This is a genomic window from Paenarthrobacter sp. NPDC089322 (assembly GCF_040684895.1).
In the GTDB taxonomy this organism is placed as follows: Bacteria; Actinomycetota; Actinomycetes; order Actinomycetales; family Micrococcaceae; genus Arthrobacter.
The window spans coordinates 1-24,904 of record NZ_JBFBGW010000025.1 but is presented as its reverse complement, the minus strand read 5'-3'; the positions used below and the strand labels follow the sequence as shown (position 1 = coordinate 24,904).

General features: G+C 62.0%; 29 protein-coding genes, 1 tRNA gene and 1 pseudogene. 22 read left to right on the top strand and 9 right to left on the bottom strand.

Annotation, left to right across the window (positions count from 1 at the left end; all coding sequences use genetic code 11):
- Positions 1–22 precede the first annotated feature (22 nt).
- The 8 genes and pseudogenes from AB0N65_RS19065 to AB0N65_RS19030 all read left to right on the top strand — a co-directional run bounded on the left by AB0N65_RS19065 (position 23) and on the right by AB0N65_RS19030 (position 8,040).
- Positions 23–967, top strand: a complete 945-nt coding sequence (locus AB0N65_RS19065; protein ID WP_364165300.1) for an ATP-binding cassette domain-containing protein — start codon at positions 23–25, stop codon at positions 965–967.
- A gap of 2 nt (positions 968–969) precedes the next feature.
- A complete protein-coding gene (locus AB0N65_RS19060; protein WP_364165297.1) occupies positions 970–1,821 on the top strand; it encodes an ABC transporter permease subunit in 852 nt (283 codons plus the stop codon).
- A gap of 27 nt (positions 1,822–1,848) precedes the next feature.
- Entirely contained in the window at positions 1,849–3,135 is a 1,287-nt protein-coding gene (locus AB0N65_RS19055) for a histidine kinase (RefSeq protein ID WP_364165294.1), read from the top strand.
- A complete protein-coding gene (locus AB0N65_RS19050; protein ID WP_364165336.1) occupies positions 3,132–3,821 on the top strand; it encodes a response regulator transcription factor in 690 nt (229 codons plus the stop codon). Before AB0N65_RS19055 ends, AB0N65_RS19050 begins: the two co-directional genes overlap by 4 nt.
- Before the next feature lie 62 nt (positions 3,822–3,883).
- Positions 3,884–4,779: pseudogene (locus tag AB0N65_RS19045) on the top strand (intradiol ring-cleavage dioxygenase).
- Between the two features lie 37 nt (positions 4,780–4,816).
- On the top strand, positions 4,817–6,121 hold the full coding sequence (locus AB0N65_RS19040) for a M18 family aminopeptidase (RefSeq protein WP_364165291.1): 1,305 nt from the start codon (positions 4,817–4,819) through the stop codon (positions 6,119–6,121).
- A gap of 247 nt (positions 6,122–6,368) precedes the next feature.
- Complete coding sequence (locus tag AB0N65_RS19035) at positions 6,369–7,781, top strand: amino acid permease (RefSeq protein WP_364165289.1); 1,413 nt, start codon at positions 6,369–6,371, stop codon at positions 7,779–7,781.
- Between the two features lie 176 nt (positions 7,782–7,957).
- Positions 7,958–8,040 (top strand) — tRNA-Leu (locus AB0N65_RS19030).
- Positions 8,041–8,106: 66 nt separating this feature from the next.
- Here AB0N65_RS19030 and AB0N65_RS19025 read toward each other — a convergent pair.
- A complete protein-coding gene (locus tag AB0N65_RS19025; RefSeq protein ID WP_364165286.1) occupies positions 8,107–8,445 on the bottom strand; it encodes a YnfA family protein in 339 nt (112 codons plus the stop codon).
- Positions 8,446–8,676: 231 nt separating this feature from the next.
- On the opposite strand from AB0N65_RS19025, the gene rpsF reads away from it, so the two are divergent.
- The 4 genes from rpsF to rplI all read left to right on the top strand — a co-directional run bounded on the left by rpsF (position 8,677) and on the right by rplI (position 10,400).
- Positions 8,677–8,982: a 30S ribosomal protein S6 gene (gene rpsF, locus AB0N65_RS19020; RefSeq protein WP_021473324.1), complete on the top strand. Its 306-nt coding sequence runs from the start codon at positions 8,677–8,679 to the stop codon at positions 8,980–8,982.
- A 50-nt stretch (positions 8,983–9,032) separates the two neighbouring features.
- Positions 9,033–9,626: a single-stranded DNA-binding protein gene (locus AB0N65_RS19015; RefSeq protein ID WP_364165283.1), complete on the top strand. Its 594-nt coding sequence runs from the start codon at positions 9,033–9,035 to the stop codon at positions 9,624–9,626.
- Positions 9,627–9,689: 63 nt separating this feature from the next.
- The gene (gene rpsR / locus AB0N65_RS19010) at positions 9,690–9,929 is read left to right on the top strand and encodes a 30S ribosomal protein S18 (protein ID WP_003800144.1); all 240 of its coding nucleotides are present in this window, start codon (positions 9,690–9,692) and stop codon (positions 9,927–9,929) included.
- 18 nt (positions 9,930–9,947) lie between these two features.
- A complete protein-coding gene (gene rplI, locus AB0N65_RS19005) occupies positions 9,948–10,400 on the top strand; it encodes a 50S ribosomal protein L9 (RefSeq protein ID WP_364165280.1) in 453 nt (150 codons plus the stop codon).
- 150 nt (positions 10,401–10,550) lie between these two features.
- Here rplI and AB0N65_RS19000 read toward each other — a convergent pair whose 3' ends face one another.
- Complete coding sequence (locus AB0N65_RS19000; RefSeq protein WP_364165277.1) at positions 10,551–10,973, bottom strand: DUF1801 domain-containing protein; 423 nt, start codon at positions 10,971–10,973, stop codon at positions 10,551–10,553.
- 194 nt (positions 10,974–11,167) lie between these two features.
- Between AB0N65_RS19000 and AB0N65_RS18995 the strand changes: the two genes are divergently transcribed.
- The 3 genes from AB0N65_RS18995 to AB0N65_RS18985 all read left to right on the top strand — a co-directional run bounded on the left by AB0N65_RS18995 (position 11,168) and on the right by AB0N65_RS18985 (position 13,333).
- Positions 11,168–11,959, top strand: coding sequence for an IclR family transcriptional regulator (locus AB0N65_RS18995; protein ID WP_364165274.1), 792 nt, complete (start codon positions 11,168–11,170; stop codon positions 11,957–11,959).
- A 65-nt stretch (positions 11,960–12,024) separates the two neighbouring features.
- The gene (locus AB0N65_RS18990; protein ID WP_364165271.1) at positions 12,025–12,378 is read left to right on the top strand and encodes a DUF1801 domain-containing protein; all 354 of its coding nucleotides are present in this window, start codon (positions 12,025–12,027) and stop codon (positions 12,376–12,378) included.
- A 55-nt stretch (positions 12,379–12,433) separates the two neighbouring features.
- Positions 12,434–13,333: a diacylglycerol kinase family protein gene (locus tag AB0N65_RS18985; RefSeq protein ID WP_364165268.1), complete on the top strand. Its 900-nt coding sequence runs from the start codon at positions 12,434–12,436 to the stop codon at positions 13,331–13,333.
- A gap of 6 nt (positions 13,334–13,339) precedes the next feature.
- Here AB0N65_RS18985 and AB0N65_RS18980 read toward each other — a convergent pair whose 3' ends face one another.
- Positions 13,340–14,269 (bottom strand): hypothetical protein, encoded by a 930-nt coding sequence (locus tag AB0N65_RS18980; protein ID WP_364165266.1) that lies wholly within the window; start codon positions 14,267–14,269, stop codon positions 13,340–13,342.
- A gap of 68 nt (positions 14,270–14,337) precedes the next feature.
- Between AB0N65_RS18980 and AB0N65_RS18975 the strand changes: the two genes are divergently transcribed.
- Together AB0N65_RS18975 and AB0N65_RS18970 are read left to right on the top strand one after the other, a co-directional pair.
- Positions 14,338–14,634 (top strand): DUF4287 domain-containing protein, encoded by a 297-nt coding sequence (locus tag AB0N65_RS18975; protein ID WP_364165263.1) that lies wholly within the window; start codon positions 14,338–14,340, stop codon positions 14,632–14,634.
- Positions 14,635–14,720: 86 nt separating this feature from the next.
- Complete coding sequence (locus tag AB0N65_RS18970; protein ID WP_364165260.1) at positions 14,721–15,170, top strand: SRPBCC family protein; 450 nt, start codon at positions 14,721–14,723, stop codon at positions 15,168–15,170.
- A gap of 59 nt (positions 15,171–15,229) precedes the next feature.
- On the opposite strand, the gene AB0N65_RS18965 is transcribed toward AB0N65_RS18970, so the two are convergent.
- The 3 genes from AB0N65_RS18965 to AB0N65_RS18955 are packed head-to-tail and all read right to left on the bottom strand — an operon-like array spanning position 15,230 to position 18,917.
- Positions 15,230–16,195, bottom strand: a complete 966-nt coding sequence (locus tag AB0N65_RS18965; protein ID WP_364165258.1) for a hydroxymethylglutaryl-CoA lyase — start codon at positions 16,193–16,195, stop codon at positions 15,230–15,232.
- A complete protein-coding gene (locus tag AB0N65_RS18960) occupies positions 16,192–17,442 on the bottom strand; it encodes a CaiB/BaiF CoA-transferase family protein (protein ID WP_364165255.1) in 1,251 nt (416 codons plus the stop codon). Before AB0N65_RS18960 ends, AB0N65_RS18965 begins: the two co-directional genes overlap by 4 nt.
- 44 nt (positions 17,443–17,486) lie before the next feature.
- Positions 17,487–18,917, bottom strand: coding sequence for an SLC13 family permease (locus AB0N65_RS18955; RefSeq protein ID WP_364165253.1), 1,431 nt, complete (start codon positions 18,915–18,917; stop codon positions 17,487–17,489).
- Positions 18,918–19,055: 138 nt separating this feature from the next.
- Between AB0N65_RS18955 and AB0N65_RS18950 the strand changes: the two genes are divergently transcribed.
- From AB0N65_RS18950 to AB0N65_RS18940, 3 genes are all read left to right on the top strand, one after another.
- A complete protein-coding gene (locus tag AB0N65_RS18950; protein ID WP_364165250.1) occupies positions 19,056–19,562 on the top strand; it encodes a GNAT family N-acetyltransferase in 507 nt (168 codons plus the stop codon).
- A 114-nt stretch (positions 19,563–19,676) separates the two neighbouring features.
- A complete protein-coding gene (locus AB0N65_RS18945; RefSeq protein WP_364165333.1) occupies positions 19,677–20,300 on the top strand; it encodes an FMN reductase in 624 nt (207 codons plus the stop codon).
- 37 nt (positions 20,301–20,337) lie between these two features.
- Positions 20,338–20,700: a zf-TFIIB domain-containing protein gene (locus AB0N65_RS18940; RefSeq protein WP_364165247.1), complete on the top strand. Its 363-nt coding sequence runs from the start codon at positions 20,338–20,340 to the stop codon at positions 20,698–20,700.
- 25 nt (positions 20,701–20,725) lie between these two features.
- Here AB0N65_RS18940 and AB0N65_RS18935 read toward each other — a convergent pair whose 3' ends face one another.
- Both AB0N65_RS18935 and AB0N65_RS18930 read right to left on the bottom strand, forming a co-directional pair.
- The gene (locus AB0N65_RS18935) at positions 20,726–21,301 is read right to left on the bottom strand and encodes a hypothetical protein (protein ID WP_364165244.1); all 576 of its coding nucleotides are present in this window, start codon (positions 21,299–21,301) and stop codon (positions 20,726–20,728) included.
- A 7-nt stretch (positions 21,302–21,308) separates the two neighbouring features.
- Positions 21,309–21,767 (bottom strand): hypothetical protein, encoded by a 459-nt coding sequence (locus AB0N65_RS18930; protein ID WP_364165241.1) that lies wholly within the window; start codon positions 21,765–21,767, stop codon positions 21,309–21,311.
- A gap of 630 nt (positions 21,768–22,397) precedes the next feature.
- On the opposite strand from AB0N65_RS18930, the gene dnaB reads away from it, so the two are divergent.
- Positions 22,398–23,780: a replicative DNA helicase gene (gene dnaB, locus AB0N65_RS18925; RefSeq protein ID WP_364165239.1), complete on the top strand. Its 1,383-nt coding sequence runs from the start codon at positions 22,398–22,400 to the stop codon at positions 23,778–23,780.
- Positions 23,781–23,975: 195 nt separating this feature from the next.
- Positions 23,976–24,215 carry a hypothetical protein gene (locus AB0N65_RS18920; RefSeq protein ID WP_364165236.1) on the top strand — a complete coding sequence of 80 codons (240 nt, stop codon included), beginning with the start codon at positions 23,976–23,978 and terminating at the stop codon, positions 24,213–24,215.
- Positions 24,216–24,286: 71 nt separating this feature from the next.
- Here AB0N65_RS18920 and AB0N65_RS18915 read toward each other — a convergent pair whose 3' ends face one another.
- Positions 24,287–24,667 carry a DUF1304 family protein gene (locus AB0N65_RS18915; protein WP_364165233.1) on the bottom strand — a complete coding sequence of 127 codons (381 nt, stop codon included), beginning with the start codon at positions 24,665–24,667 and terminating at the stop codon, positions 24,287–24,289.
- Between the last annotated feature and the right edge of the window lie 237 nt (positions 24,668–24,904).

Sequence of the window (24,904 nt, the reverse complement as noted above, 5' to 3'; positions counted from 1 at the left end):
GCCCCGAGGAGGGAACGCTTCCATGATCGAAGCAAAAGGCCTGACGAAGGTCTACGGCGAGAAGACCGCCGTAGGCGGTGTCAGTTTCACTGTCGAGGCCGGACGGGTGACGGGCTTCCTTGGCCCGAACGGTGCCGGCAAGTCCACCACGATGCGCATGATCATGGGGCTCGACACTCCCACGGCAGGAACCGTAACGGTGAACGGCGAACCGTTCGCTCGCCACCTGGCGCCCCTGCGTGAAATCGGGGCCCTGCTCGATGCCAAGGCAGTCCACACGAGCCGCACGGCGTACAACCACCTGCTGGCCATGGCTGCCACCCACAGCATCCCCAAGAGCCGTGTCCGGGAAGTCATCGAAATGACAGGCCTGGGCGATGTCGCCAAGAAGAAGGTCAAGGGATTCTCGCTCGGAATGGGTCAGCGCCTGGGCATTGCCGCAGCGCTGCTGGGCGATCCGCAGACCATCATCCTTGATGAGCCGGTGAACGGCCTGGATCCGGAGGGCGTGGTCTGGGTCCGCAACCTGGTCAAGTACCTCGCATCAGAGGGTCGCACGGTCTTTCTGTCCAGCCACCTCATGAGCGAAATGGCGCTGACGGCGGACCACCTGATCGTGATCGGCCGGGGCAAGATCATTGCCGACGCACCCATCACCGAGATCATTACCGGTAAGGGCCAGGCCCGTACCCGCGTCCGCACGGACCAGCCTGAACGGCTCATGCAACTGCTCGCCGGAACCGGTGTTTCCGTGGAGATCCATGAACGTGAGCTGCTGGAGGTTTCCGGACTGGATCCGCGTGGGATCGCCCGGGCTGCCCTGGATAACCAGGTCATGATCTACGAGCTGACGCCGCTTCAGGCAAGCCTCGAGGAAGCCTATATGGAGCTGACCAAGGACGAGGTCGAATACCACTCGCACATCACCACCGGGGCCTCGGTTCCCGCTCAGGCCGGAGGGAAATAGACATGAGCACCACCACTTTGGACCGCAGGTCCAGCCGCAACTCCGTTGGTCCGGGACCGGCATTCCACCGCGTACTGAATTCCGAGTTCATCAAGTTCCGCACACTGCTTTCCACGCTGATCCTGTTGGCCTCCACGGCCCTGGTCATGGTCGGCTTCGCAGCCCTTTCCGCGTGGGGGACCGGACAGTTTGCAGAGCAGGCAGCCTCCGATCCCGAAGTCGCAGCGGCGATGGCCGCCCAGGGCGGGGACCTCGCGGTCACCATTCCCACGTCGGGTATCTCGTTCGCCCAGCTCATCCTCGGGTCCCTGGGCGTCCTGCTGATGAGCTCCGAATTCACTACAGGCATGGCACGCTCCACCTTCGCCGCCGTTCCCAAGCGGATCTCGCCGTTCCTGGCGAAGCTCATCGTGGTAGTTGTCAGCGCCTTCATCCTGACCGCCGTCTCGGCGTACATCGGCGGCCTTGTATCGCTCCCCATCGTGGACAATTACGACCTCAAGCTGGACCTTGGCAGCTCGCAATCCGTCAAGCTCCTGCTGGTCAACAGCATCTACGTAGCGGCCGTTGCAGCCATCGGCATGGCGCTGGGAACCATCGTTCGGAACTCTGCCGGCGGCATCATGAGCCTGGTGGGTCTGTTCTTCGTTGCTCCCATCGCTTTCCAGCTCATCCCCGGCGACTTCTTCAAGGAAGCCAACAAGTACCTTCCCACCAGCACGATCAACCCGATGACCGCCGTCGAGCATGTCCCTGAAACGCTGGAAGCGTGGCAAGCAGCGCTGGTACTCGGCGCGTGGGTTATTGTCCCAGTGGTCTTGGCGATGTTCCTCTTGAAAAAGCGGGACGTGTAGGTCAGGCGGGAGTCCAGGCTCAGTTCCATGACAGAAGTTCCACTGGCGAAAGACGTGTCGGCAGCCACCGCCGACGCGTCTTTCGCCGAGATTGCACAGCGCCGTCGGGGCCGCATCCGGCGTTACTTTTTTGAGCGCCCCCGCGCGATGGATGCCGTGGTGGTGCTCTGCTATGTTCTGCTGGCTTTGCCAACCGGTATCGGCTCGATCGTCGACGGCAAGTGGCTCGTCGTCGCAATCCTGCTGCTCAACGCGACTGCGCTGTCTCTCAGGCGACTGTTCCCGGTTCAGGTGGTTGTCGCCGTCGCGCTTTTGGAAGTGGCGGCGACCATCCTGAACCCGTGGGGGTCCAACGTTTCGGCCGGCCTGTGGTTCGCTCTCTACGCGGTTGCATCCCTCAGGGGTCGTGCACTCGCTTTGGTGGTCTTCGTGGCTGCCAGCCTGCCTTTGAGCCTTCTGTACTTGTTCATGTGGACGAGTCCCAGCGAGATGGACAACCTGCAGGACGTTCCCGAGAACTTCCACCTGATCAACAACATTGCCACCGCCGTGACCATCATGTTGTCCAACCTCCTGGCCACGGGTATCGGTATTTCGGTGCGTCAGCGCCGGGAGCATGAAGCCGAAATCGCCGCCTGGGCCGCGCGGACAACACAACTCGGCAAGGTCACCGAACGCAACCGGATCGCCCGCGAAATGCACGACGTCGTGGCGCACTCCCTGACGGTCATGATCAGTTTGTCCGATGGTGCCGCAGTTGTGGTCAAGAAAGACCCGAACCGCGCGGGCGACGTCCTGAGTGAGCTGTCCCGGACCGGCCGCGCCGCCCTGGCGGATATGCGGCGGGTCCTTGGCGTGCTGCGCGACGATTCCGGCCGGCCCGCGCCGCTCACGCCGCTCGAATCGGGGCATAACCTGACCAAGCTGCTGGACGGGTTCCGCACCGCCGGCCTGCCGCTGCACTATGCCCACACCGGGCCTGCCCTGCCGGCGGATCCCGCTTTGGAGCTCACTGTCTACCGGATTGTCCAGGAATCGCTGACCAACGTCCTTCGCTACGGCCGCTCGCTTAGTCGCGTTGACGTGCAGGTGGCCCGCGACGGCGATTTGGTCACCATAGACGTGCTCGACGACGGCCGGGGCACCCGTGAGGGTGGCGTGGAATCGGTGGGCAGCGTGGGTACGGGGCAGGGAATCGCCGGAATGCGGGAGCGTGCCGGAATCTATGCTGGAATCGTTACTGCCGGTCCAGGCAAGCGGGGAGGCTGGGCGGTCCACGCCGAGCTGCGCTGGAACGGTGAAAAGGGGGAATAGTGTCAGGCATTAAGGTACTGCTCGTGGATGACCAGCCGCTGCTGCGGATGGGGTTCCGGCTCATCCTTGAGGGCGAAGAGGACTTCACGGTGGTGGGCGAGGCATCCGACGGACTCGAAGCGGTCAAACAGGTTGAAGAACTGGAACCCGACGTGGTCCTCATGGATGTCCGCATGTCCGCCATGGACGGGATCGAGGCAACGCGCCGTATCTCGGCCTCGGGTTCTGAAGCCCGGGTCATCATCCTCACCACATTCGATCTCGATGAATATGCTTTCTCCGGACTGCAGGCCGGAGCATCGGCATTCCTGTTGAAGGACGTCGCCCCCGCTGAACTGGTCCAAGCGGTTCGCCTCGTGGCCAGCGGAGATGCAGTGGTGGCTCCCCGCGTGACGCAAAGGCTGCTGGAGACGTATGTCCGTGGGGCGCATGTTCCCGGCCATTCCCCTACTGCCCACCGGGATCCCCTGCTGGACGATCTCACTCCGCGGGAGACCGAGATCCTCACCACCATCGCCGAGGGCCTGTCCAACGCCGAGATCGCCCACAAGTTCTTCCTGTCCGAAGCCACCGTAAAAACGCACGTCCGCAGGATCCTCAGCAAGCTGCAGTTGCGGGACCGGGTGCAGGTGGTTGTGTACGCGTATGAGACCGGGCTGGTAGTGCCGAGCAACCCGGATTACTGATCCACAGCCCGTCCACAGCTTCCCCATGTACAAGCCATAGGCGCTGCGCGTTTCATGGATTCATGACCTCCAGCCAGCCCCACCCCAACCACGATCGCGGCCTCGAGTTCGACCTCTCGAGGCTCCTGAGCCGACGCCGCACGCTCAGTGTGCTCTTCGCGGGAGGAACTGCAGCAGCCCTGGCTGCCTGCACGCCGGGTACGGGAGGGGGCAGCGCATCGCCGTCGTCCGTCACTTCCGGCGGAACCGCTGCCGCAACGGAAAGCACGACGGCGGCCGCGTCGCCAGCCGCTTCGCCCACCAGCACGGTGACGCGTGCCTTCGCTGAGTGCGGCGTCGAAATCCCGGAAGAGACGCTGGGCCCCTACCCGGGCGACGGGTCCAACGGCCCCAATGTGCTGGAGGCGTCCGGCGTGGTGCGCAGGGACATCACTTCCAGCTTCGGAACCTCCAGCACCAAAGCCGAGGGGGTTCCGTTGACCGTCACCTTGACCCTCTTGGACAACGCAAACGGCTGTGCACCCCTGGCCGGAGCCGCCGTTTACGCCTGGCATTGCGACCGTGAAGGCAAGTACTCGCTGTACGACGATGGACTGGAGAACGAGAACTACCTCCGGGGGTCCAGGAAGCCGACGCCAACGGCCAACTGACCTTCACCACTATCTACCCGGGAGCCTACAGCGGCCGTTGGCCTCATATTCACTTTGAGGTATTTGAGTCGATGAGCGACACGACCGCGGCCGGACAGGTGCTTGCCGTCTCACAGATCGCACTGACGGAGGCCGCATGCAAGGAGGTCTATGCCTCAGCGGGTTACGAGGCCAGTGCCCGAAACTTCCCGCGAACGTCACTGACCACGGACACGGTGTTCCGTGACGATGGCGGCATATATCAACTTGCCACCATGTCAGGGTCGGTTTCGGATGGCTACACGGCGGCGCTGAACGTCACCGTGTAGGCGGGCCAGGCAAGAGTGCGCGGCTAGACTCGGGGGCATGCCTTCGAATGCCTCCGCAGCACTTGACCATATACAGGACCTTGGCGCGTATGTGGCTGCCTCGCCGTCGAGCTTTCACGCCGTGCATGAGGCGGGGCGGCGGCTGGACGCCGCGGGTTTCACGGAGTTGGATGAGCTGCAGCCGTGGGATGGTGGAGCGGGCAAACATTACGTGATCCGCGACGGCGCCCTGATCGCGTGGGTGACTCCGGAAGGCGCCGGCCCCACCACGGGTTTCAACATTCTTGGCGCCCACACCGACTCGCCGTCGTTCAAACTCAAGCCCAAGCCGACTACCGGTAAATTCGGATGGCTCCAGGCCGGCGTCGAGGTTTACGGTGGCCCGCTGCTCAACTCGTGGCTGGACCGGGAGCTGCAGCTTGCCGGGCGCTTGGTCATGCGCGACGGCACCCAGCACCTCACCGCCACCGGCCCGCTGCTTCGCTTCCCGCAGCTGGCCATCCACCTGGACCGGGCAGTCAATGAGGGCCTGACGCTCGGCAAGCAGCAGCACATGAACCCGATCTTCGGCCTGGGCGATCCCGCCGGGGAAGATCTGCTGGGTCTGCTCGCTTCCCGGGTTGAGGGCGCCACGGTTGAGGCTGCGGAAATCGGCGGGTACGACGTCGTTATTGCAGACACGCAGGCACCTGCGGTTTTCGGGGCCAGCAGTGAGTTCTTCGCCTCCGGTCGTCTGGACAACCTTTCGTCCACGCATGCGGGGTTGGTGGCGTTGATCGCCCACGCTGAAACTGTTCCGGCAGATGGTCCGATCGCTGTGCTCGCGGCTTTCGATCACGAGGAGATCGGTTCAAATTCCCGTTCCGGCGCTTGTGGGCCCATCCTCGAAGACATCCTGACGCGTATTTCCGACGGTCTTGGCGCGTCGGTGAGCCAGCGCAGGCAGGCTTTGTCCGCGTCGTTCTGTGTTTCGGCGGACGCGGGGCACGCTGTCCACCCGAACTATGCCGAGCGGCACGATCCCGCCAACCGTCCCTTGCTCAATGGTGGGCCGCTGCTAAAGATCAACGCCAATCAGCGCTACGCCACGGATGCCACGGGTGCTGCGTTCTGGGCCAGATTGTGCAAAGAATCGGACATTCCCTACCAGGAGTTCGTGTCCAACAACGACATCCCCTGCGGCTCGACGATCGGTCCGCTGACGGCCACACGGCTCGGTATCCGGACAGTGGACGTTGGGATCCCGCTGCTCTCCATGCACTCCGCGCGCGAGTTGTGCGGTGTCCAGGATCCGCACTCGTTGGGCGTGGTCGCGGAGCGCTTCTTCCGCACCGGGCTGTGATGTAGGGCACCCTGCGGCTCGGGTGAAAAGCGTCAAGGAGTCGTTACAGCGGCGTTTCATATTTTCTTGATGAGCAACTTTTGATGCCTGATTGAGTACTTTTTGTGCAATGCCCTGTTTTGGTCAGCGTCAAAATGTTCATGCGCACAGGATTCGGCTGATTTTGGCTGGCTAGGGTGGGTAAGCCATGTGGCCCGCTACACATCCACGCGGGCCCTCCCAAAGACACTAAGGACGGCGCCGATCCATGCACGCTGACCAACAGCTTTCGAAGTCCCTCAAGCCAAGACACCTCTCCATGATCGCCATTGCCGGCGTGATCGGGGCAGGCTTGTTTGTCGGCTCCGGCGCAGCCATCCAACAGGCTGGTCCCGGCATCCTTGTCGCCTACCTGGCGGCTGGCCTGGTAGTCATCCTCGTCATGCGCATGCTCGGCGAAATGGCTGCTGCCAACCCGGAAACCGGCTCGTTTTCCACATACGCAGACAAGGCTCTGGGCCGCTGGGCGGGGTTCAGTATTGGCTGGTTGTATGCGTGGTTCTGGATCATTGTTCTTGGTATTGAAGCTACAGCCGGTGCGGCGATTATGCACCGCTGGGTTCCCGGCGTTGACCAGTGGGTTTGGGCCCTTGTTCTCATGGTCCTGCTGACACTGACCAACCTGGGCTCGGTGAAGTCCTACGGTGAATTCGAGTTCTGGTTCGCGTCCATCAAGGTCGCCGCCATTGTGATCTTCCTGCTCGCTGGTGTCGCCGCCATCCTCGGCCTCATTCCCGGCGTTTCCGCTCCGGGCGTGGCCAACCTGCTGGATCAGGGCGGCTTCATGCCCAACGGTCCCGGCGCAGTTCTCGCAGGCATTCTCGTTGTGGTGTTCTCCTTCTTCGGGGCCGAAATCGCCACGATTGCTGCCGGTGAATCGGCCAACCCTGTGGACGCCGTGAAGAAGGCCGTGAAGTCCACGGTGTGGCGCATCCTGATCTTCTATATCGGTTCCATCGCCATCGTGGTCACCCTGCTGCCGTGGAACAGTGCTTCCGTGGCAAAGAGTCCGTACGTTGCTGTCATTGAGCTTTACGGCATCCCCGGTGCCGGCACCATCATGGACATCGTTGTGCTTACGTCCGTGCTGTCCTGCCTCAACTCCGGTCTTTACACGGCCAGCCGCATGCTGTTCTCCCTCTCGCAGCGCGGCGACGCCCCCAAGTCGTGGACGAAAATCTCCAAGCGCGGCGTCCCGGCGGCTGCTGTCCTGGCGTCCACTGTTGTCGGATTCATCACCGTCGGCCTGAACTACATCGCCCCGGACACCGTCTTCCTCTTCCTGGTGAACACTTCCGGTGCCATTGCCTTGTTCGTATGGCTCGTGATCGCTGCATCGCAGCTCGTCCTGCGCAAGCGCATGGGTGCCGCCGCCAACGACCTCTCGCTGAAAATGTGGTTCTTCCCGTACCTGACGTGGATCGCGATGGCCAGCATCGTCGCGCTGATTATCGGCATGGTGATCCTGGAATCCACCCGCGAATCGCTCTTCTTGTCACTCGGCCTTGCTGTGGTGGTCGTGGCCATCGGTGTGTGGCGCTACCGCAAGGGCCGGCCGTCCGGCGGGGCAACCACCACCGAAGCCGAGCCCGCAGAAGTAGGTTCCGGCCCGGCGTCGTAAGCGTCCTTAAGCTGCGGGGCAGCTGCCGTCAGCGTTCGACGGCGGCTGTCCCGTCTGCGTTTAAGTCGCCGGGCCCCCGTGTCATACGACCCTCGGAATCTGCGGATTGGCCTCCTCCGTGTTACTGTCTTTGTCGCTGTTACGGAGAAAAACGAAGTGCTTCTCCGAATCACCCTGCGCGGGTGGCGGAATGGCAGACGCGCTAGCTTGAGGTGCTAGTCCTCGAAAGGGGGTGGGGGTTCAAGTCCCCCTCCGCGCACAGATAGCCCCTGGAAGGTCCTTGATCTTCCAGGGGCTTCGTCGTTAAGCCACGCGCCGGGTGTGGCTAAGATCCCGGTCTCGGCGCGAACATGATGACGCCTACGCCCACGATGCAGATCGCCGTCCCGATGACGTCCCAGCGGTCGGGGCGGAAGCCGTCCACCAGCATCCCCCACGCGAGGGAGCCGACGATGAAGACCCCGCCGTAGGCCGCAAGGACCCGGCCAAAGTGAGCATCGGGCTGGAAAGCGGCGAAGAAGCCGTAAATGCCCAGTGCCACCACGCCGAGCCCAGCCCACCACCAGGCCTTTCCTTCGCGCACGGCTTGCCAGATCAGCCACGCCCCGCCGATCTCAGCAACGGCGGCCAACACGAAGAGGATGGTGGATTTCAGGACGGTCATGCTTCCAGTATTCACTGCTGCCGGATGGGGTTTTCCACATACGAGGATTCCCCGGTTCCGGGTGCTGGGCCCGCCGAATAGCGTTGGATGCAGGAGATGCACTAAGATATTGAAGTCTGTGCTGCGCCCTCCTTCCGAATCTTCGGCGGGGGAGCGATGCACAGCATCGCAAATGAACCTCCTGTTACGGAAATACCGTAACCGCTTAGCCCAAAGGAGGTGGGTTCACATATGCGTCCTTACGAATTGATGGTAATCATCGACCCCGAGGTCGAAGAGCGTACCGTAGAGCCGTCGCTTCAGAAGTTCCTGAATGTCATCACCACCGATGGTGGAACCATCGAGAAGGTTGACATCTGGGGCCGTCGCCGCCTGGCATACGACATCAAGAAGAAGTCCGAAGGTATCTACGCAGTGGTGAACTTCACCGCTGAGCCGGCTACCGCCAAGGAACTTGATCGCCAGCTGTCTCTGAACGAGACGATCATGCGCACCAAGATCATCCGCCCCGAAGACCAGAAGGTCGTTGCTGAGTAATCAGCCCCTTCCAGCTCTTTACACCGCAGGAACGAACAAGGAGGCAGTAGATGGCAGGCGAAACCACTATTACGGTCATCGGTAATCTCACCAATGACCCCGAGCTGCGGTTCACACCGTCTGGCTCAGCAGTAGCGAACTTCACCATCGCTTCTACTCCCCGGACCTTCGATCGCCAGTCCAACGAGTGGAAGGACGGGGAAACCCTGTTCCTCCGCGCGTCGGTGTGGCGTGAAGCGGCTGAAAACGTGGCCGAGTCCCTGACCAAGGGCATGCGCGTCATTGTTTCCGGCCGTTTGAAGAGCCGTTCTTACGAAACCAAGGAAGGCGAGAAGCGCACCGTTATCGAGCTTGAGGTCGACGAAATCGGCCCGAGCTTGCGTTACGCAAACGCCAAAGTCAACCGTACCCAGCGCTCCGGCGGCGGGTTCGGCGCCGGAAACGGTGGCCAGGGTGGCTTCGGCGGCGGTAACGCCGGTGGCTTCGGAGGCGGCGCTGCTGCTGGTGCAAGCCAGGGTGGCGGCAACTCCGGTGGAAACTGGGGCGGCAACCAGTCCGCACAGCAGGATGACCCTTGGGCGACGCCCGGTGTCAGCAACGCTGGTGGCTGGGGCAACGGCCCGGATTCCGAACCTCCCTTCTAAATACATAAACACCACCATCCCGTGGATCTATATCCACGGGCTCCATAGAAAAGGAGCTCCACGATGGCTAAGGCTGAACTCCGTAAGCCCAAACCAAAGTCCAACCCCTTGAAGGCCGCTGACATCACTGTCATCGACTACAAGGACGTAGCACTGCTGCGCAAGTTCATCTCCGACCGCGGAAAGATCCGCGCTCGTCGCGTTACTGGCGTTACCGTTCAGGAACAGCGCAAGATCGCCCAGGCAATCAAGAACGCCCGCGAAGTTGCTCTGCTGCCTTACTCCGGCGCTGGCCGCGGCTAAGGGAAGGGATTAACTAACATGGCAAAGCTCATTCTGACCCACGAAGTAACCGGTCTCGGTGCTGCTGGCGACGTTGTCGAGGTCAAGGACGGTTACGCACGTAACTACCTCCTGCCCCGCGGCTTCGCTCTGGCCTGGACCAAGGGTGGCGAGAAGCAGGTTGAGTCCATCAAGGCTGCCCGCGCTGCTCGTGCCCACGCTTCTGTTGAAGCTGCACAGGCACAGGCCCAGGCTCTGTCCTCCAAGAAGGTCAAGCTCGAGGTGAAGGCCGGCGAGTCCGGTCGTCTCTTCGGTACCGTCAAGCCTGCTGATGTTGCTGCTGCTGTTGAGGCTGCAGGCCTCGGCTCCATCGACAAGCGCAACGTTGAACTGCCGAACCACATCAAGTCTCTCGGTTCGTACCAGGCCAACGTCCGCCTGCACGAGGATGTTTCCGCTGTCATCGACCTCGAGGTCGTTGCCGGTAAGTAGTCTCTGACTGCATCCGAAGGACCCCCGTTGCCGGTTTCCGGTGATGGGGGTCTTTTTGTGTGCCCTACCCCCCGCCGGGATGACACTTAATGACAATGCGCGGGCTCCGTACTGTCATTAAGTGCCATCTCGAGGCGGGTACGGCGGATGTCAGGGCGTGTGGATCTCCGTCATGGTGTGCTGGTAGCCGGTGCGGATCATCTCGGCCAGGACGTCCCGGTCCACGTCGTCCAGCTTGTTGACGTAGAGGCACGCTGTGCTGGTCTTGTATTTGCCGAGCTCGGGCAGCAGCCGGTCCGCCTCAGGGCCTTCCGTCACGCCGTACAGGACGAGGTTCGCCTTGCGCGGTGAAAATCCGACGGCGGCGGCGTCACCTTCGCGGCCGCTCGCGTACTTGTAGTGATAGCTGCCGAAGCCGACGATTGTCGGGCCCCACATCACGGGTTCCTGACCGGTGATGCTCCGCATCATGTCGAGCAGCTCGAAGCCGTCCGCGCGCCGGGTGGGATGTTCCACGGCGCCCAGGAATTCCTCCACAGAGACGTCTGTGGGTTGGGTTTTGTTCTCTGCCATGAGCGTAGTCTCGCAGACACGGACAGCGCCGACCAGTACCGGTGATAGCCTGCATCGGGTGATCCAGGGCTCCGTCCTCCGCTGACCCAAGTAGGTCGCATTTAAGCGCGTTTTGACAGCTCAAAACGCGCGCTATTGCGACCTACTTGGGGCGGGATTGGCGCCACCTCCTTGCAGCGTTTAGCGTGAGACCTATGTCAGCATCCGATGCTTCCGCGAAGGCCAGCGGCAACCCCTTGCTGGTGCTGGGCAAGATCACGTCCATCCTTGATGCCTTTTCCCTTTCGAAGCCGGTTCTGCAACTGAGCGACATTCGTGAACACACTGGTATGCCCACGTCCACGGTTCAGCGGCTGGTCACCAATCTGACATCCCAGGGGTTCCTTGACCGGGAAGGCGACGCCTACAGGATCGGCATGCGGCTGGCTTATTGGGCGGCGCCGGCTACGCGTGGCATGGAAGTCGTGGACATCCTGAGTCCGCTGCTCAAGACGTTGCGCGACACCACAGGGGAGACAGCGTGCTTCTTCAAGGCCGAGCAGCATTACCGTGTGTGCGTTGCAATGGCAGAAACGCGCCATGCGTTGCGTCGTGAAATGCACCTTGGCAAGATCGTCCCGCTGCACGCAGGTTCGGCCGGGAGGGTTTTGCTCGCCTGGTCTCCAGAACTCATGGAAGCCGTGCTGCAGGACCCTTTGGAGCCGATCACGGACTACACGATCACCAGTTCCGAGGAGTTGGAGGGAGCGGTGAAAAGGACCCGGGCCGACGGATTCGCGATCACAGTGGGAGAGCGGGAAGACGGAGCCTCCGGGCTGTCCGCACCCGTCTTCGACTCGACCGCTGCCTTGGTGGGGGCGGTGACCATCAGCGGGCCTACCTTGCGGATGCCGTTGGAGACCTGCGAGGAATGGGTGGAGCCTTTGCTGGCGACTGCGGAGCACATGACGAGATTGATTGGTGGAAGGTTTCCCGGCGAGGCGTAAGCCCCGGCGTTGTTGGTCGCTGACGCGCTTGCTAGGCTCAAGCATCCGCAGGAAAAGGATCAACGATGAACGAGCATTCCCCCGCAGTAGATGCCTACATCGCAGCCCAGCCCGCTGGGGTCCAAGAGATCCTGCATGAGATCCGGCGCACCATCCACGAGGCCGTGCCCGGGGCCGGGGAGATGATCAGTTACGACATCCCGACGGTCACGATCGCGGGACACTATGTTGTGTATTTCGCGGCTTGGAAGAGCCATATTTCCGTCTACCCCGTGCCACGGAGGGATGAAGCGTTGGCTCAGGAATTGGCACCGTATTTGGCGGGTAAGGGCACGCTGAAGTTTCCCCTCGCAAAGCCCATTCCATACGGCATGATTGCAAGGGTGGCTGCCCAACTGGCAGCGGAGAAAATCCGCTGATTGACGTCCAGTTATGAGGGGTACTGAACACACGGGCGTACACAGGAGGAAACGCATGGATTCCGCACGGACTTTCGAGTCGATTGTCATCATCTTCAATCCCAATAGCACCGGGGATGCGCCGGAGTTGGCGGAGCAGTTGCACGGCAAGCTGAAGGACATGCTGCCCTATTCGCCGGAGATCATCCTTGAACCAACGCAGCATGCAGGCCACGCGGTGGACCTCGCCCGGGAAGCCGCTGCTACACGCGGCAATGTACTGGTTGTGTCCGTCAGCGGCGACGGCGGATACAACGAGGTCGTGAACGGTGTGATGCAGGCCGAAAACCCCCAGGCTGTGGCGGCTGTTATGGCGGCTGGGAACGCCAACGACCACCGCCGCACAGTGGGCACCAAGCCGCTCGAAGAAGCCATTGCCGAAGGCCATGTGCGGAACATCGACCTGCTGCGGATCCACACCGGCCAAAAGGAGAATGAACCGCTGGAATATGCGCATTCCTACATTGGGTTCGGCCTGACACCAGTTGTCGCGACGGAACTGGAAAAGGGCAGCAAGGGAGCTTTGAAGGAGATGGTCTCGGTGATTAAGACCTTCTCCGAGTTTGAGCCGTTTGAGATTCGCCTGGACAACGGAAAGCGCCAGAAAGTGGACAGCCTGGTTTTCGCCAACATCCCGGAGATGGCAAAGTACGCCACCCTCAGCGAAGCGGAGGAAACACCCAGGGACGGGAAGTTCGAGGTCATCTTCCTGCCCCACATGCCCAGATGGCGGGTGGCTCTGAATGCCCTCCGGGCGACCACCCAAGGTCTGGGGGACCAGCCCAGTGTGAGCAGCTACGAGTTCACCACCCTCAAGCCGCTGCCATACCAAATGGATGGTGAAGTGAAGAACGTCGAGGCCGGCATCAAGGTCAAAGTTGAAAGTGCGCCCCGCGCCTTGCCGAGCATCGGATAGCCGCTGCTAGTTTCGTTCCCCCACGCACGCTGCGGTCACAAAGTCGTAGATGCGCGCCCGCAGTTCATTGGAAGCCGCAATGCCGAGCCGCCCCTTCCGGTCGCCAACAACGACCCGCAGGGGCAGCAACGTCCCCACCTTATCCTCCGCCACAGCATGCGGGTCGCAGCGCGCGGGGCGGATCGTCATAGGTAGGATCCGCGCGTCACTTCCGGCTGAGATGGTGACGTTCCGCGGCCACGGGTCAGTGGGCAGCTCGGCCAGCAATGTGGTCCCGTCTATGGACTCGATCGTGAGGCTTTGCGGCCCTATGGAGCCAGCCATCGGGGTAATGAGAAGACGTACGACGGCGGTGCTGCCATCCGGGGCGACCTCAAGTCCGGGGTCCAAGACTATGGAGGCAACGGCGGCAGCTTCCGCTGCGAGGCAGAGTTCGTCGGCGTTCCGCTGCAGGACGTTGTAGGGGTCGCCGGCTTCCACGGAAGCCTCCCTGGCCTCGGTGGCCTGCTCTCCGTAGAGAATAGTGGCCCGAAGAGGCGCTTCGGTGGTATGGCCGCATTTCGCGGTTGGTAGTTCAGTGGGCACGCTCTTAGGCTGACGCGGCGGGAGCTCCAAGGCTCCATCGGCAGGTGTCCAGACAATGTCCCCTTCGAACATCCCGGATTCCAACCGTGCGCCGCTCACCCGAAGTGGAGCGTCCGTGGTGTTCGTCAGCTGGAGGAGGATTGCCTGTTTCCCGTACTGATCCCTGGACTGGTTGACCTCCATGGCGATGGGTTCCGGATCAGAGCTCACGGCAGGGGTCGCAGCAGGCCGCGAGTCCGAAGCGTCGCAGCCCGCAACGAGCGGGACGGTTGCGGCCACAATCAGGGACACCGCCAGAGAACGCCAAGTCCGGCACACCATGCGAACAGTGTAGGTCTGCGACGTCTGCAAGGCTGTTCGTTGTCACCCCTATCCCGTAAAGTCACGCGCACGCACAAAACGAAATGAAAGGGCACCGCATGTCATTCCAGGCATATCTTGACGCCATTGAGGACAAGACCGGCCTCACGCCGCGGCAGCTCGTCGAAATCGCCGAAAGCAAGGGCTTCAACGACCCCTCAGTCAAGGCCGGGACGATTCTTGAATGGCTCAAGACCGACTACGACCTTGGCCGCGGACACGGCATGGCGCTGGTGCACGTCATAAAGAACGGGCCAACAATAGGTAGCAAGCACGTCGGAACGGCTGGGACGCATAGCGACGAGTCGGACACCCTGTGGCTTGACGGCAAGGCAAGCAAGCCGCCGATTCTGTAAGTCGCATCTGCCTATGGCAACGGGATCGTAAGCATGCTTAGCTTATCTCCAGCGATTCCCGTCGAGGGCGCGAAGAAAGGAACCACATGTCTACCGTGACCCAGCTCTTCAACTCATCTGCGGCCGACGTCTGGAAAGTGATCGCCGACGGCTGGCTCTATTCCGGCTGGGTAGTGGGGGCCTCGCGGATCCGGGCCGTCGATGACCAGTGGCCGCAGGTCGGTGCCAAGCTGCACCACTCGGTGGGCGCTTGGCCCTTGCTGATCAACGACAGCACCAGTGTGACCGCCGTGAACCCGGGCCGGTCATTGGAACTCCTTGCCCGGGGATGGCCCATGGGAGAGGCCAAGGTCCTCATCACGCTTGAGGATCTTGGAGGCAAGCAATGCCGGGTCTCCATCGCCGAGGACGCGATTCGAGGTCCTGGGAAGGTAGTTCCCAAGGCGTTGCGGGATTCCGCGATCACTGTGCGGAACCGGGAGACCCTCAAGCGACTGGAGCTGATGGCCGCAGGGGGAGCAGGCAGGCAAAACTAGAAGCCAGACGAACGGCCGCCCTGCAGCCCGCGTCACTCAAAGGCAGGGGGCTCCCTGTCTCACTTGCCTCCCGCGGAGGAAGGGATGACCCAGTCGAACGCGTCCGCACGCGAACGTGCTCCCTGGGCGGCCTTCGAGCGGTTGGGTTCGCCCAGCTCTGCGAGCAACTTCTCTGAGAGGGCCACCAGTTCGCCAAAAACCCCGGGCGTGAGCCACTCGGGTCGCGTAGCGAAAAGGATATCCTCGCTGGACGTATTGCCACTGGCTCCAGGTGCGAAAGGGCAACCGCCCAAGCCCCCGAGTGCGCCGTCCACCATGGCTGCTCCGGCCTGGATGGCGGCCAGCGTGTTGGCGACGCCCAGGCCCCAGGTGTCGTGTCCGTGGTAGACAATCCGCCGTGCGGGGGACTCCTCCTGCACGCGCGTTATCAGGCGGGAAACCTGTGCCGGGACGGCTTGTCCCAGGGTGTCGCAAATGACGATGTCCGTGGTGCCTTCGGCCCGGGGGTCATTGGCGATGGAGAGGACCCGCTCCTCAGGAACGTAGCCTTCGAACGGGCAGGTGAAGGACGTTGCGATGCAGAGCTGGATCCGGCCGCCCACTTCCCGGGTGTACTCAACGGCCTGGGGTAGGGCAGCGAGGCTCTCGTCCGTGGAGCGGCCAATGTTGGCTTTGTTGTGGGAATCCGAGGCCGACAAGCAGTACTGGAAGTTGCGGGCGCCCGCAGCGGAGGCCTTGGCAACGTGGCTCGGTGTGGCCACCCAGATCCAGCACTTCTCCAATTCCTCGGGCGTGAGCGCCTGGACCACCTCCAGGGTGTTCGCCATGGTGGGGACCAGGTCCGCGCGGGCCATGGAACCGAGCTCAATGGCAGGGACGCCCAACCGCAGCAATTCCCGCACGGTTTCGATCTTCTGCTCTGTGGGCAAAAGCTTGCCGGTCAGCTGCAGTCCATCCCTGAGCGTCACATCGCGCAGGATCACGTTGCCCAAGGTTACGGCCAAGGGGCTTTCAAAGCGGTTCATGGTCGGAGAGCCTGCTCGCGGCCGGAGGCTGCATCGATCTGCGCAGCGTCCAATTGGAGGAGCCCGCCGAGAATTTCCTGAGTGTGTTCGCCAAGGTCCGGGCCAAGGTTCCGGATGGGGAGCGACTGCTCGCCAATGACGGGGACAATGCCCGGGAAGCCCACTCCGGGGAGGACTTCCTCGCCCGTGGAGACGTCGAACTTCTGAATCATGTTGCGTGACGCGTACTGGGTGTCCTCGCTGATGTCGGCCGCCGTGTAGATGGGGCCCGCGGGAACACCCGCGGCATCCAGCGCGGCCAGGGCTTCTGAGGCACTCAACTGCGCCGACCACTCGCCGATCGCCTGGTCCAGTTCCTCGCGCTGAGCCCAACGTCCCGCATTCGTCTGAAGGGACGGGTCTTCCGCCAAGTCCGGCCGCCCAATGGTCTGCATGTACCGCTGGAAGATTGAGTCGCCGTTACCTGCCACCACAATGCTGGCGCCGTCCTTGCACACGTAGGCGTTCGAAGGGGCGATGCCTTCCATACGGCCACCGACACGCTGGCGGTCCACGCCGTACGCCTGATAATCGGGAATCAGCGATTCCATCATGGAGAACATCGCCTCATTCAACGCGACGTCAATGATGCGTTCGGTGAGCGGCGCAGCGCCAGCCGAGTTCCGGCGTCGTGCTTCACGCTGGTACAGGCTCATCATGGAGCCGAAGGCGGCGTAAAGGCCCGCGATCGAGTCTCCGATGGAGACGCCCACCCGGACAGGTGCGCGGTCCGGGTCGCCCACCAGGTTGCGGAACCCGCTGTAGGCCTCGGCGACGGCGGCAAAACCGGGCCGCTCGGACAGTGGCCCGGTCTGCCCGAAGGCCGAGATGCGCGTGACGATGAGGTCCGGGTTGGCCTCATTCAGTACCTCCGGCCCGAGGCCCCACTTCTCCAAGGTTCCGGGTCGGAAGTTTTCCAGGAGGATGTCCGACTTCGCCACCAGCGCCAGTACGGCCTGCTTCCCTGCCTCCGTCCGCATATCCAGGACCACCGACTTCTTATTGCGGTTCAACGTCCGGTAAAGCATGGACGTGGTGCCCTTGTGCAGGCGCCAGTTCCGCAGTTCGTCGCCGGTGCCGGGGCGCTCGACCTTGATGACTTCGGCGCCGAAATCGGCGAGGAGCCTGCCAGCCGTGGGTGCGGCGATGTAGTTACCGAGTTCGAGTACCCGGACGCCTTTCAGCGGGGCGATTGATTCGTTCGTCATGGTCTTCTTTCAGTGCGTTCGGGTGGAGCGGTCGGCGTGGGTATCTAGAAGAGCAGGCTCATGGGCAAGATCAGGAGGATCGCGACCACGGAGGCTACGGAGACGCCCACCGTGACCGATTTCAGTGCACCCCTAACACTCTGACCCAAGAGCGACTGCAGGAGCCAGAACGTGTTGCTGGTGACGTGAACCATGAAGAGCGAACCTGCCCCTGCCGCGAGGGCCAGCAGTACGGGATCCAAACCGATCGCCGGTGCGATGGGCGCCAAAAGGCCGGCTGCCGTAATGGCTGACAGAGTGACGGACCCGACGGCGATGTGCAGCACTGCGGCGATGGCCCAGACCACCAACAACGGGGCTACGGTGCTCGCGGAGAAGAAACCGCCCAGGATGTCGCCGAGGCCGGCCGCTTTGACTGTTGCGGCGAGGGATCCACCCACGCCGGTGAGGATCAGGATCTGGCCGCTCTCCTTGAAACCGACTGTGATGGCTTCTTCAACCTTCTTCTGCCCGACCGTGGCGCGGGTTACCAAGCACGTGCCGATGAGGCCGATCAGCAGGGCGATGATGGGCTCACCCAGGAGCTGAAGCCAGGGGATGTCCATCTCGAAGATTTCCAGGATCGCGCCGGCGCCGATGAGGACCAGGGAGGTGAGGAGCGGGGCGAAAAGCACGATCAACGGCTTGTCTTTGCGTTCGCGTTCTGCCACTGCCACTGTGCCGCCGATTGGCTGGGTGTCCTGGCCCGCCGTCGTGCTTTCTGCGTGCTGTACTCCGCGGCCGCTGTTGGCGGGCTCCTCTCCTTCGCTGTCTTCCTCGGCAACGAAGGTGTGGTCCTCGTCCTTCGCCTCGTTCCAGAAGCCGCGGCGGAAGAGGAAGGTCATGATGCCGATGGAAATGATGATGGTGGGGATGACCAGCAGCAGCCCGAAGAGCAGCATCTTGCCCAACGGAACGTTGAGCAGACCGGCAAGGGCCAGCGACGCGACCCCGGGAACCGTGAAGACGATGCCGCATTCCAACGCGATGGCCATGGCTGTGGCCATGCGAGCCGCTCCGAGCTTGCCGATCTTTGGCGCCAGCTTGCGGGCCAGCGGTGCTGAGATGACGAGCAGGACATCCAGAAAGATGGATTGCAGCAGCGTGCCGATAGCCAGACCCATGGTGTACGGGAGTCGCTTGGGTCCGAAGGTCTTGAGCAGATGCTCCACGAGGCGCCGAATTGCGCCGCTTTGGTTAAGGATGGAGCCCATGAGGACGCCGAAGGCGATGAGCAGGCCAACGTCCACCATGATCTCGCCGAAGCCGCCGGTGATGGTCTTGACGGTTTCTTCCACACCGAGCCCTACAGCCAGGCCCAGGTAGACGGAGGCGAGGGTCAGCGAGATGACCGGGTTGACTCTGAAGCGGACGATCAGCAGGACGGCGGCCAGCACCGCCACAGCTGTGTTGATCAGAACAGCAATGTCTGACATAGGGGGAATCCGATCGTTGGGCCTTCTGCTTTGAAGGCTGCGAAATCCAGGAGGCACAGTGAGCCGCGCCACATCACTAAAACCATATTATGGGTTTGAACTCATATTGCAAGCCCTCCCGGAAAGTAGACTGACCGAATGCCCTACGCCATCCGAACCGCCCGGGAGACCGACGTCCCTGACATTGTCGCTATGGAGTTGGCTTCCGAGCGCGCCTCTCCTTCGGGCGCAGAACGACTGGCGATCGCGGTTGCTGCCGCAGTTTCTGATCCTCTCCACCTCGTCCTGGTGGCGGAATCGGAAGGGGGCTCGGTCGCAAACGAAAGTTCCGGCGTGGTGGGCTGGGGAAAAACCCATTACTGGGACTATTCAGACGGTCCAGCCCCTGCGGGCCATTACCTTGGCGGAATTACGGTCCTTCCGCGCTGCCGGCGCCAAGGCGTGGCCTCATTGCTGACGGAGGCGAGGCTGGCCTGGATCTGGCAGCTGTCGGACGCCGCTTGGTATGTAGTGAACGCGCGCAACAACGCCTCACTCTCACTCCATCAGCAGTGGGGGTTTCGAGAGATCGCCCGCCGCCCGAGCTTTCACACTGTGAATTTCGATGGCGGTGAAGGGATCCTGCTCAAGGCCCTGAGTCCGTGAGGCCGCGCCCGTAGCCGGTTAAATGCCAGGGGAATACATTGACCAACGCCCCTGTTCACTCATTTAGATGCATATGCATGTATGCTTTGGATGAACGAGCAACAGGAGAATGCCATGGAAACCCGCCGCATCACCGTCCTTTCCGCCGGACTCGGCGTACCGTCGTCGAGCCGTCTGCTGGCTGACCAGCTGGCCGCCTCCGCCGAGCGGCAACTGCGGGCCGTGAGCTATGAGGTGAGGATCGACGTCGTCGAACTGCGCGACCTGGCAGTGGACATCGCCAACAACTTCGTGACCGGCTACGCCGCACCGGGCCTCGCAGAGGTGATTGCCGGCGTCGAAGATTCTGACGGCATCATCGCCGTCACCCCCATCTTCAGCGCCTCCTACAGCGGTCTCTTCAAGTCGTTCATCGACGTCCTTGATCCCAAGTCCCTGGACGGTAAGGCCGTCCTGCTCGGCGCTACCGGCGGCACCGACCGCCACCAGTTGGTCCTCGACCACGCCCTGCGGCCGCTGTTCAGCTACCTGCGGACCCGCATGACGGCGACCGGCGTCTTCGCCGGACCCCAGGACTGGGGAAACGACGACGGCGGCTCGCCCCTTTCTGCCCGCGTGGACCGGGCGGCTGGTGAACTCGTGCAGTTGCTGAGCGGCCCCCAGCCGGGGCGGAAGACTCCTGTGCTCGAATCGCTGCCGTTTGAGCAGTTGCTGGCGGGAATCTCAGCCGGGCGGTAGGGCGAACTTTTCGGCGCGGCCGATCGTTAGGGCAAACATGAAATGTCCTGTGGATTCTGTTGAATTGGTCATGAGCGAGCGAAGCGGCGTGGAGATCGACTACTGCCCGCAATGCAGGGGGGTGTGGCTGGACCGCGGAGAGTTGGACAAGATTATTGACCGCGTCGACTCAGGCGCTGCCCAGTCCAGGCCTGCGGCGCCGTCGCAGCAGCCTATCGCGCCACCGCCGATTTACAACCCGTTCGAATCACGTCCTCAACAACCGCGGTATGACGATCGCGGTGGACGAGGCGACTACGATCGCCGCGATTACGAGCGCAAGGACTACGACCGTCGCGACGAATACGGCCGCAAGCGCAAGAAGAAGGAAGGCTTCCTGGGCGACCTGTTCGACTTCTAGGGGGCCTGTCTCCCCAGTCGTCGCCTCAGTCGTCCAAGAGTTCGATGAACTCGCGGGCCTGCTTCATGGTGATGTCCGAGTGCCGCGTGAGGGCGCGGGCTGCACCCTCGACGTCGCCGCTCTTCGCCAAGGTGCGGATGCGCCCGTAGATCTCGTCATTGAGCATGTTGCTGCTGACCTCCCGCGTCACGTCCCCCTTGCTGACGATTGCGCGGTAGCGGTAGGGGAAGCGTTCGGGCTCGTCGTCGTCATCCGCAAGCAGGTCTTTGGCGGGCGTCTCGGGGGTAAACGGCTGAGGATGCGCTGCCAAGGCCCCCACGGCGTCGCGTGAAGCGCGCAGCCCTTCCCCGGTTGACTGAAGGTACAGCTTGATTGCCGCCATGCCCTGCCCCTGGGCAATGAGCGAGTAGAGCCGCCGATGCTGCTCCTCGTTAAGCTTTGCCGCCGATTCCTTGGCCAGCTGCACCGGGTCTTTCGGGGCGTTGGCAGCTGCGGCGTCGGCTTTGGTCTCCGCCGAGCGCTTGGTGAAGGAGCGAATAAGGAGCAATACGCCCAGAATGACCGCGATGAGGATCAAAAGCGGGACGAGAAGGGAATCCATGGCGTTGTCAGAGCCGATCTATGTAGTTCTTGGCGGTGTGCAAATCTGAGTGCGTGGCTTGTCGCAGGACTTTGATGGCCTGGATCTTTTGCCCGCTGCGGACCAGGTTTTGTAACTCGAAGGCGAGTTGCGGGTTGAGTTGGCCGTTCGGAAGGACGGCCGGCTGCTGGGCTTGGCTTCCTGCGCGTGGCGTGCCCGATGCCGGCTGCGTGGTCCGGTTGTGCTCCGTCTGCTGGGCTCGGTTCTGGCTGGGGTGGGTGGAAGCTTCGATTTTTGCCCGGGCAGCAAGTGCGGCTTGGACTTGTGAGGCTTGGTGGGCGGCGGACCGGGCGGCGAGTTCGCGCTGGTAACGCTCGGCGTCCGAGAGGCCTGTATCGCGAGGCTTGAAGGCCGCCGAAAGAGCCCAGAGCAGAGCTATGAGGACGATGAGCGGAAGGACAATCGTCAGCACGTCACCAAGGTTCATCCCCATGCTTAGAGCTTATGCCAATTGTTGGTTATCCACAGCACATTCCAAAGCGGGCATAGGCTTCTGAGAGGTCAGTGTCAAATTGAGGGCGCCCCTGTTAGATGCATCACAATTTCGGCATGTTTAGCATGCTTCCGGAGGGGTAAGGGGCGCTTGGAGTATTCGAGGCTGTGGATCATTTTCCACTAAAACTTTCTTTTACCCACAGCCTGTGTTGAACGTTTCCGCAGGTCAGAGGCTAGTTGCTACAAAAAGAATTTCTCTATCCACAAGGTAACGCACAGACTGTGCACAACGAGTGGGGCCTATTCCACAGGTTATCCACACGTGTGGCGAACAGCGGGCTTTGCGACGGCGCAGACCACCGCTAACGTGGCTCGGGAACCTGTTTCACGATTGATTTCGCCTTCTCCGTGCTCACCCAGCAGACGCCCACAAACGCGTCTGGGGACATAGCTGTGGATAAGTTGTGGAAATTGGGGAAAGCCGAAAAATGTCGGTCCTCACGGATACAACAGGAGCACTCGGCTGGTCCGGAGGCTCGGGCAATCTTTCCCAGGTTCACCTGCGCTTGACCCACCGCTGAGGACGCAACTCGCTGCAGTGGTACATATATGGAGGACGGCTTTGTCAGTTACGCACTTGGACTCAATCGAGGGCACACGCGCTTCGGACTCGAGCCGCAAACCTCCCCAGGACATTCCCGCGGAGCAGTCGGTCCTCGGTGGCATGATGCTGTCCAAGGATGCAATTGCCGACGTCGTGGAGATCGTCCGCGGCCATGACTTCTACCGTCCCGCGCACGAAACCATCTACGAATCGATCATCGACCTCTACGGCCGTGGCGAACCCGCTGATGCCGTCACGGTCTCCGATGAGCTGACCAAGCGCGGCGAAATCAACAGGATCGGCGGGCCGGCCTACCTGCATGAGCTCATCCAGACGGTACCCACGGCCGCCAACGCCGGCTACTACGCGGAGATCGTGGCTGAGCGCGCTGTGCTGCGCCGCTTGGTCAATGCCGGAACCAAGATCGTCCAGATGGGCTATGGCCAGGACGGCGAAGTGGAAGACCTCGTCAACCAGGCGCAGGCAGAGGTCTACGCCGTCGCCGAAAAGCGCACTGCCGAGGACTACGTGGCGTTGAAGGACGTCATGGAATCCACCGTTGATGAGATCGAAGCGTCCGGGCATCGCGGCGAGGGCATGGTCGGTGTCCCCACCGGTTTCTACGAACTTGACGAACTGACCCACGGCCTCCACCCGGGCCAGATGATCGTTATTGCTGCCCGTCCGGCTGTTGGTAAGTCGACCTTCGCCTTGGACTTCGCGCGTTCCGCTGCGATCAAGAACAATCTCGCTACGGTCATGTTCTCCCTGGAAATGGGACGGAATGAGATCGCTATGCGTCTGCTCTCCGCCGAAGCCACCATCGGACTTCAGGATCTCCGTAAGGGCACCATCAAGGACGAGCAGTGGTCCAAGATCGCCACCACCATGGGCCGCATGAACGATGCCCCGCTGTTTATCGACGACAGCCCCAACATGTCCCTCATGGAAATCCGTGCCAAGTGCCGCCGCCTCAAGCAGCAGCACGACCTCAAGCTCGTAATCCTCGACTACCTCCAGCTCATGAGCTCCGGCAAGAAGGTGGAGTCACGCCAGCAGGAAGTTTCCGAGTTCTCGCGTGCACTCAAGCTGCTCGCCAAGGAACTCCAGGTTCCGGTCATCGCGCTGTCGCAGCTGAACCGTGGATCCGAACAACGCCAGGACAAGCGCCCCATGGTGTCCGACCTCCGTGAGTCCGGTTCCATCGAGCAGGACGCGGACATGGTCATCCTGCTGCACCGTGAGGACGTCTACGACAAGGAATCCCCGCGCGCAGGTGAGGCCGACATCCTGGTGGCCAAGCACCGTAACGGTCCCACCAAGGACATCGTGGTGGCGTTCCAAGGCCACTACTCGCGGTTCGCCAACATGGCCGGCGACACGGGTGGGGGCGGGTTCTAAGCCTCCGAACGGCGGGATTTGCCGTACTTCTGGTGAGTGTCCGCTGAGCAGGTCGAGGCAATCCCGCTCGATCGATTCGGAAAATTCCCATCGAATGCAAGTCCAGAAACACATCCAGACGTTCAGCCTCAATGGCTGGCCGTCCTTGGAATTCCTTGGATCAATACTTGCGGATAGTGGGGGTAGGAACGGGTAGTGACTGAAAGTTCCCCGCGCATGACACCGCGCACGTTTACGGGCCGGGTATGCGTGTATCTGGCCTTCACCAGTGGCTTGTGGTCCGTCCAGTGGCTCCTGCGCTGGGCGACCAGCGGGCTCGTACCCCAACCTACGCTGTTGGGCTTGTTCATGTTGGCCGGAATCTTTCTTTTTTGGTTCTTTCTGCCGCCCGTACCGTGGTTCCCGGCCAAGCGGCGGCGGGACAGGAAGGACTAACGTCGAGGGCCCCGAAGCTAGCTACGGAAGCAGGGTTCGGGGCCCTCAAGCCGTGTGGCTGCACCCGTGCCTCACCGATACAGCAGGTACAGCACCACTGCGATGCCCGGGAAAAGCGCCTGGCCGATTGCACTGACCCACAGGCGCTTTTCCGTGACCCACAGCCAGAAGCCCAGGAAGACATGCGCGGAGCAGCAGAAGATCACGATGGCTGACCCGCTCGTGGCATTGCCGGAGTTAACCATGAACAAGCCCACGGCGATGCCCACCCCAAAGGTGATGTTGTATGCCCCGACGTTCATGGCCCACATACGGACGGCGCGGACGTTGTCGGGTTTGATCAGGAAGATCCTGTGTAACCGTTGATCCCCATGGAAGAAGATCTCCAGGACGCCCACACTGATCAGTGCCAGTGCTGTTCCACCTGCGAAGATCTGACTCAAGAGATTCATTATGGTTCTCCTGCACTACAAGCGCGAGTATTGGCGTGCAGGATACGCCGGGGCACTGCGTCACTCAAGAGATCGCGTTGACTCATAGAAAACCTCCGCGTGGCTGCCTGACGGCAACGCTTTTGCGAGGGGTGGTTGGCCGGGTCTTTTAGTTGAGTGGAAGTCCGAAGGGGTAGGTGTGGCCCGTTGTGTTCATGGACTTGAATGGTCCCTCGCATTTTCCCGATATCGCCGAGC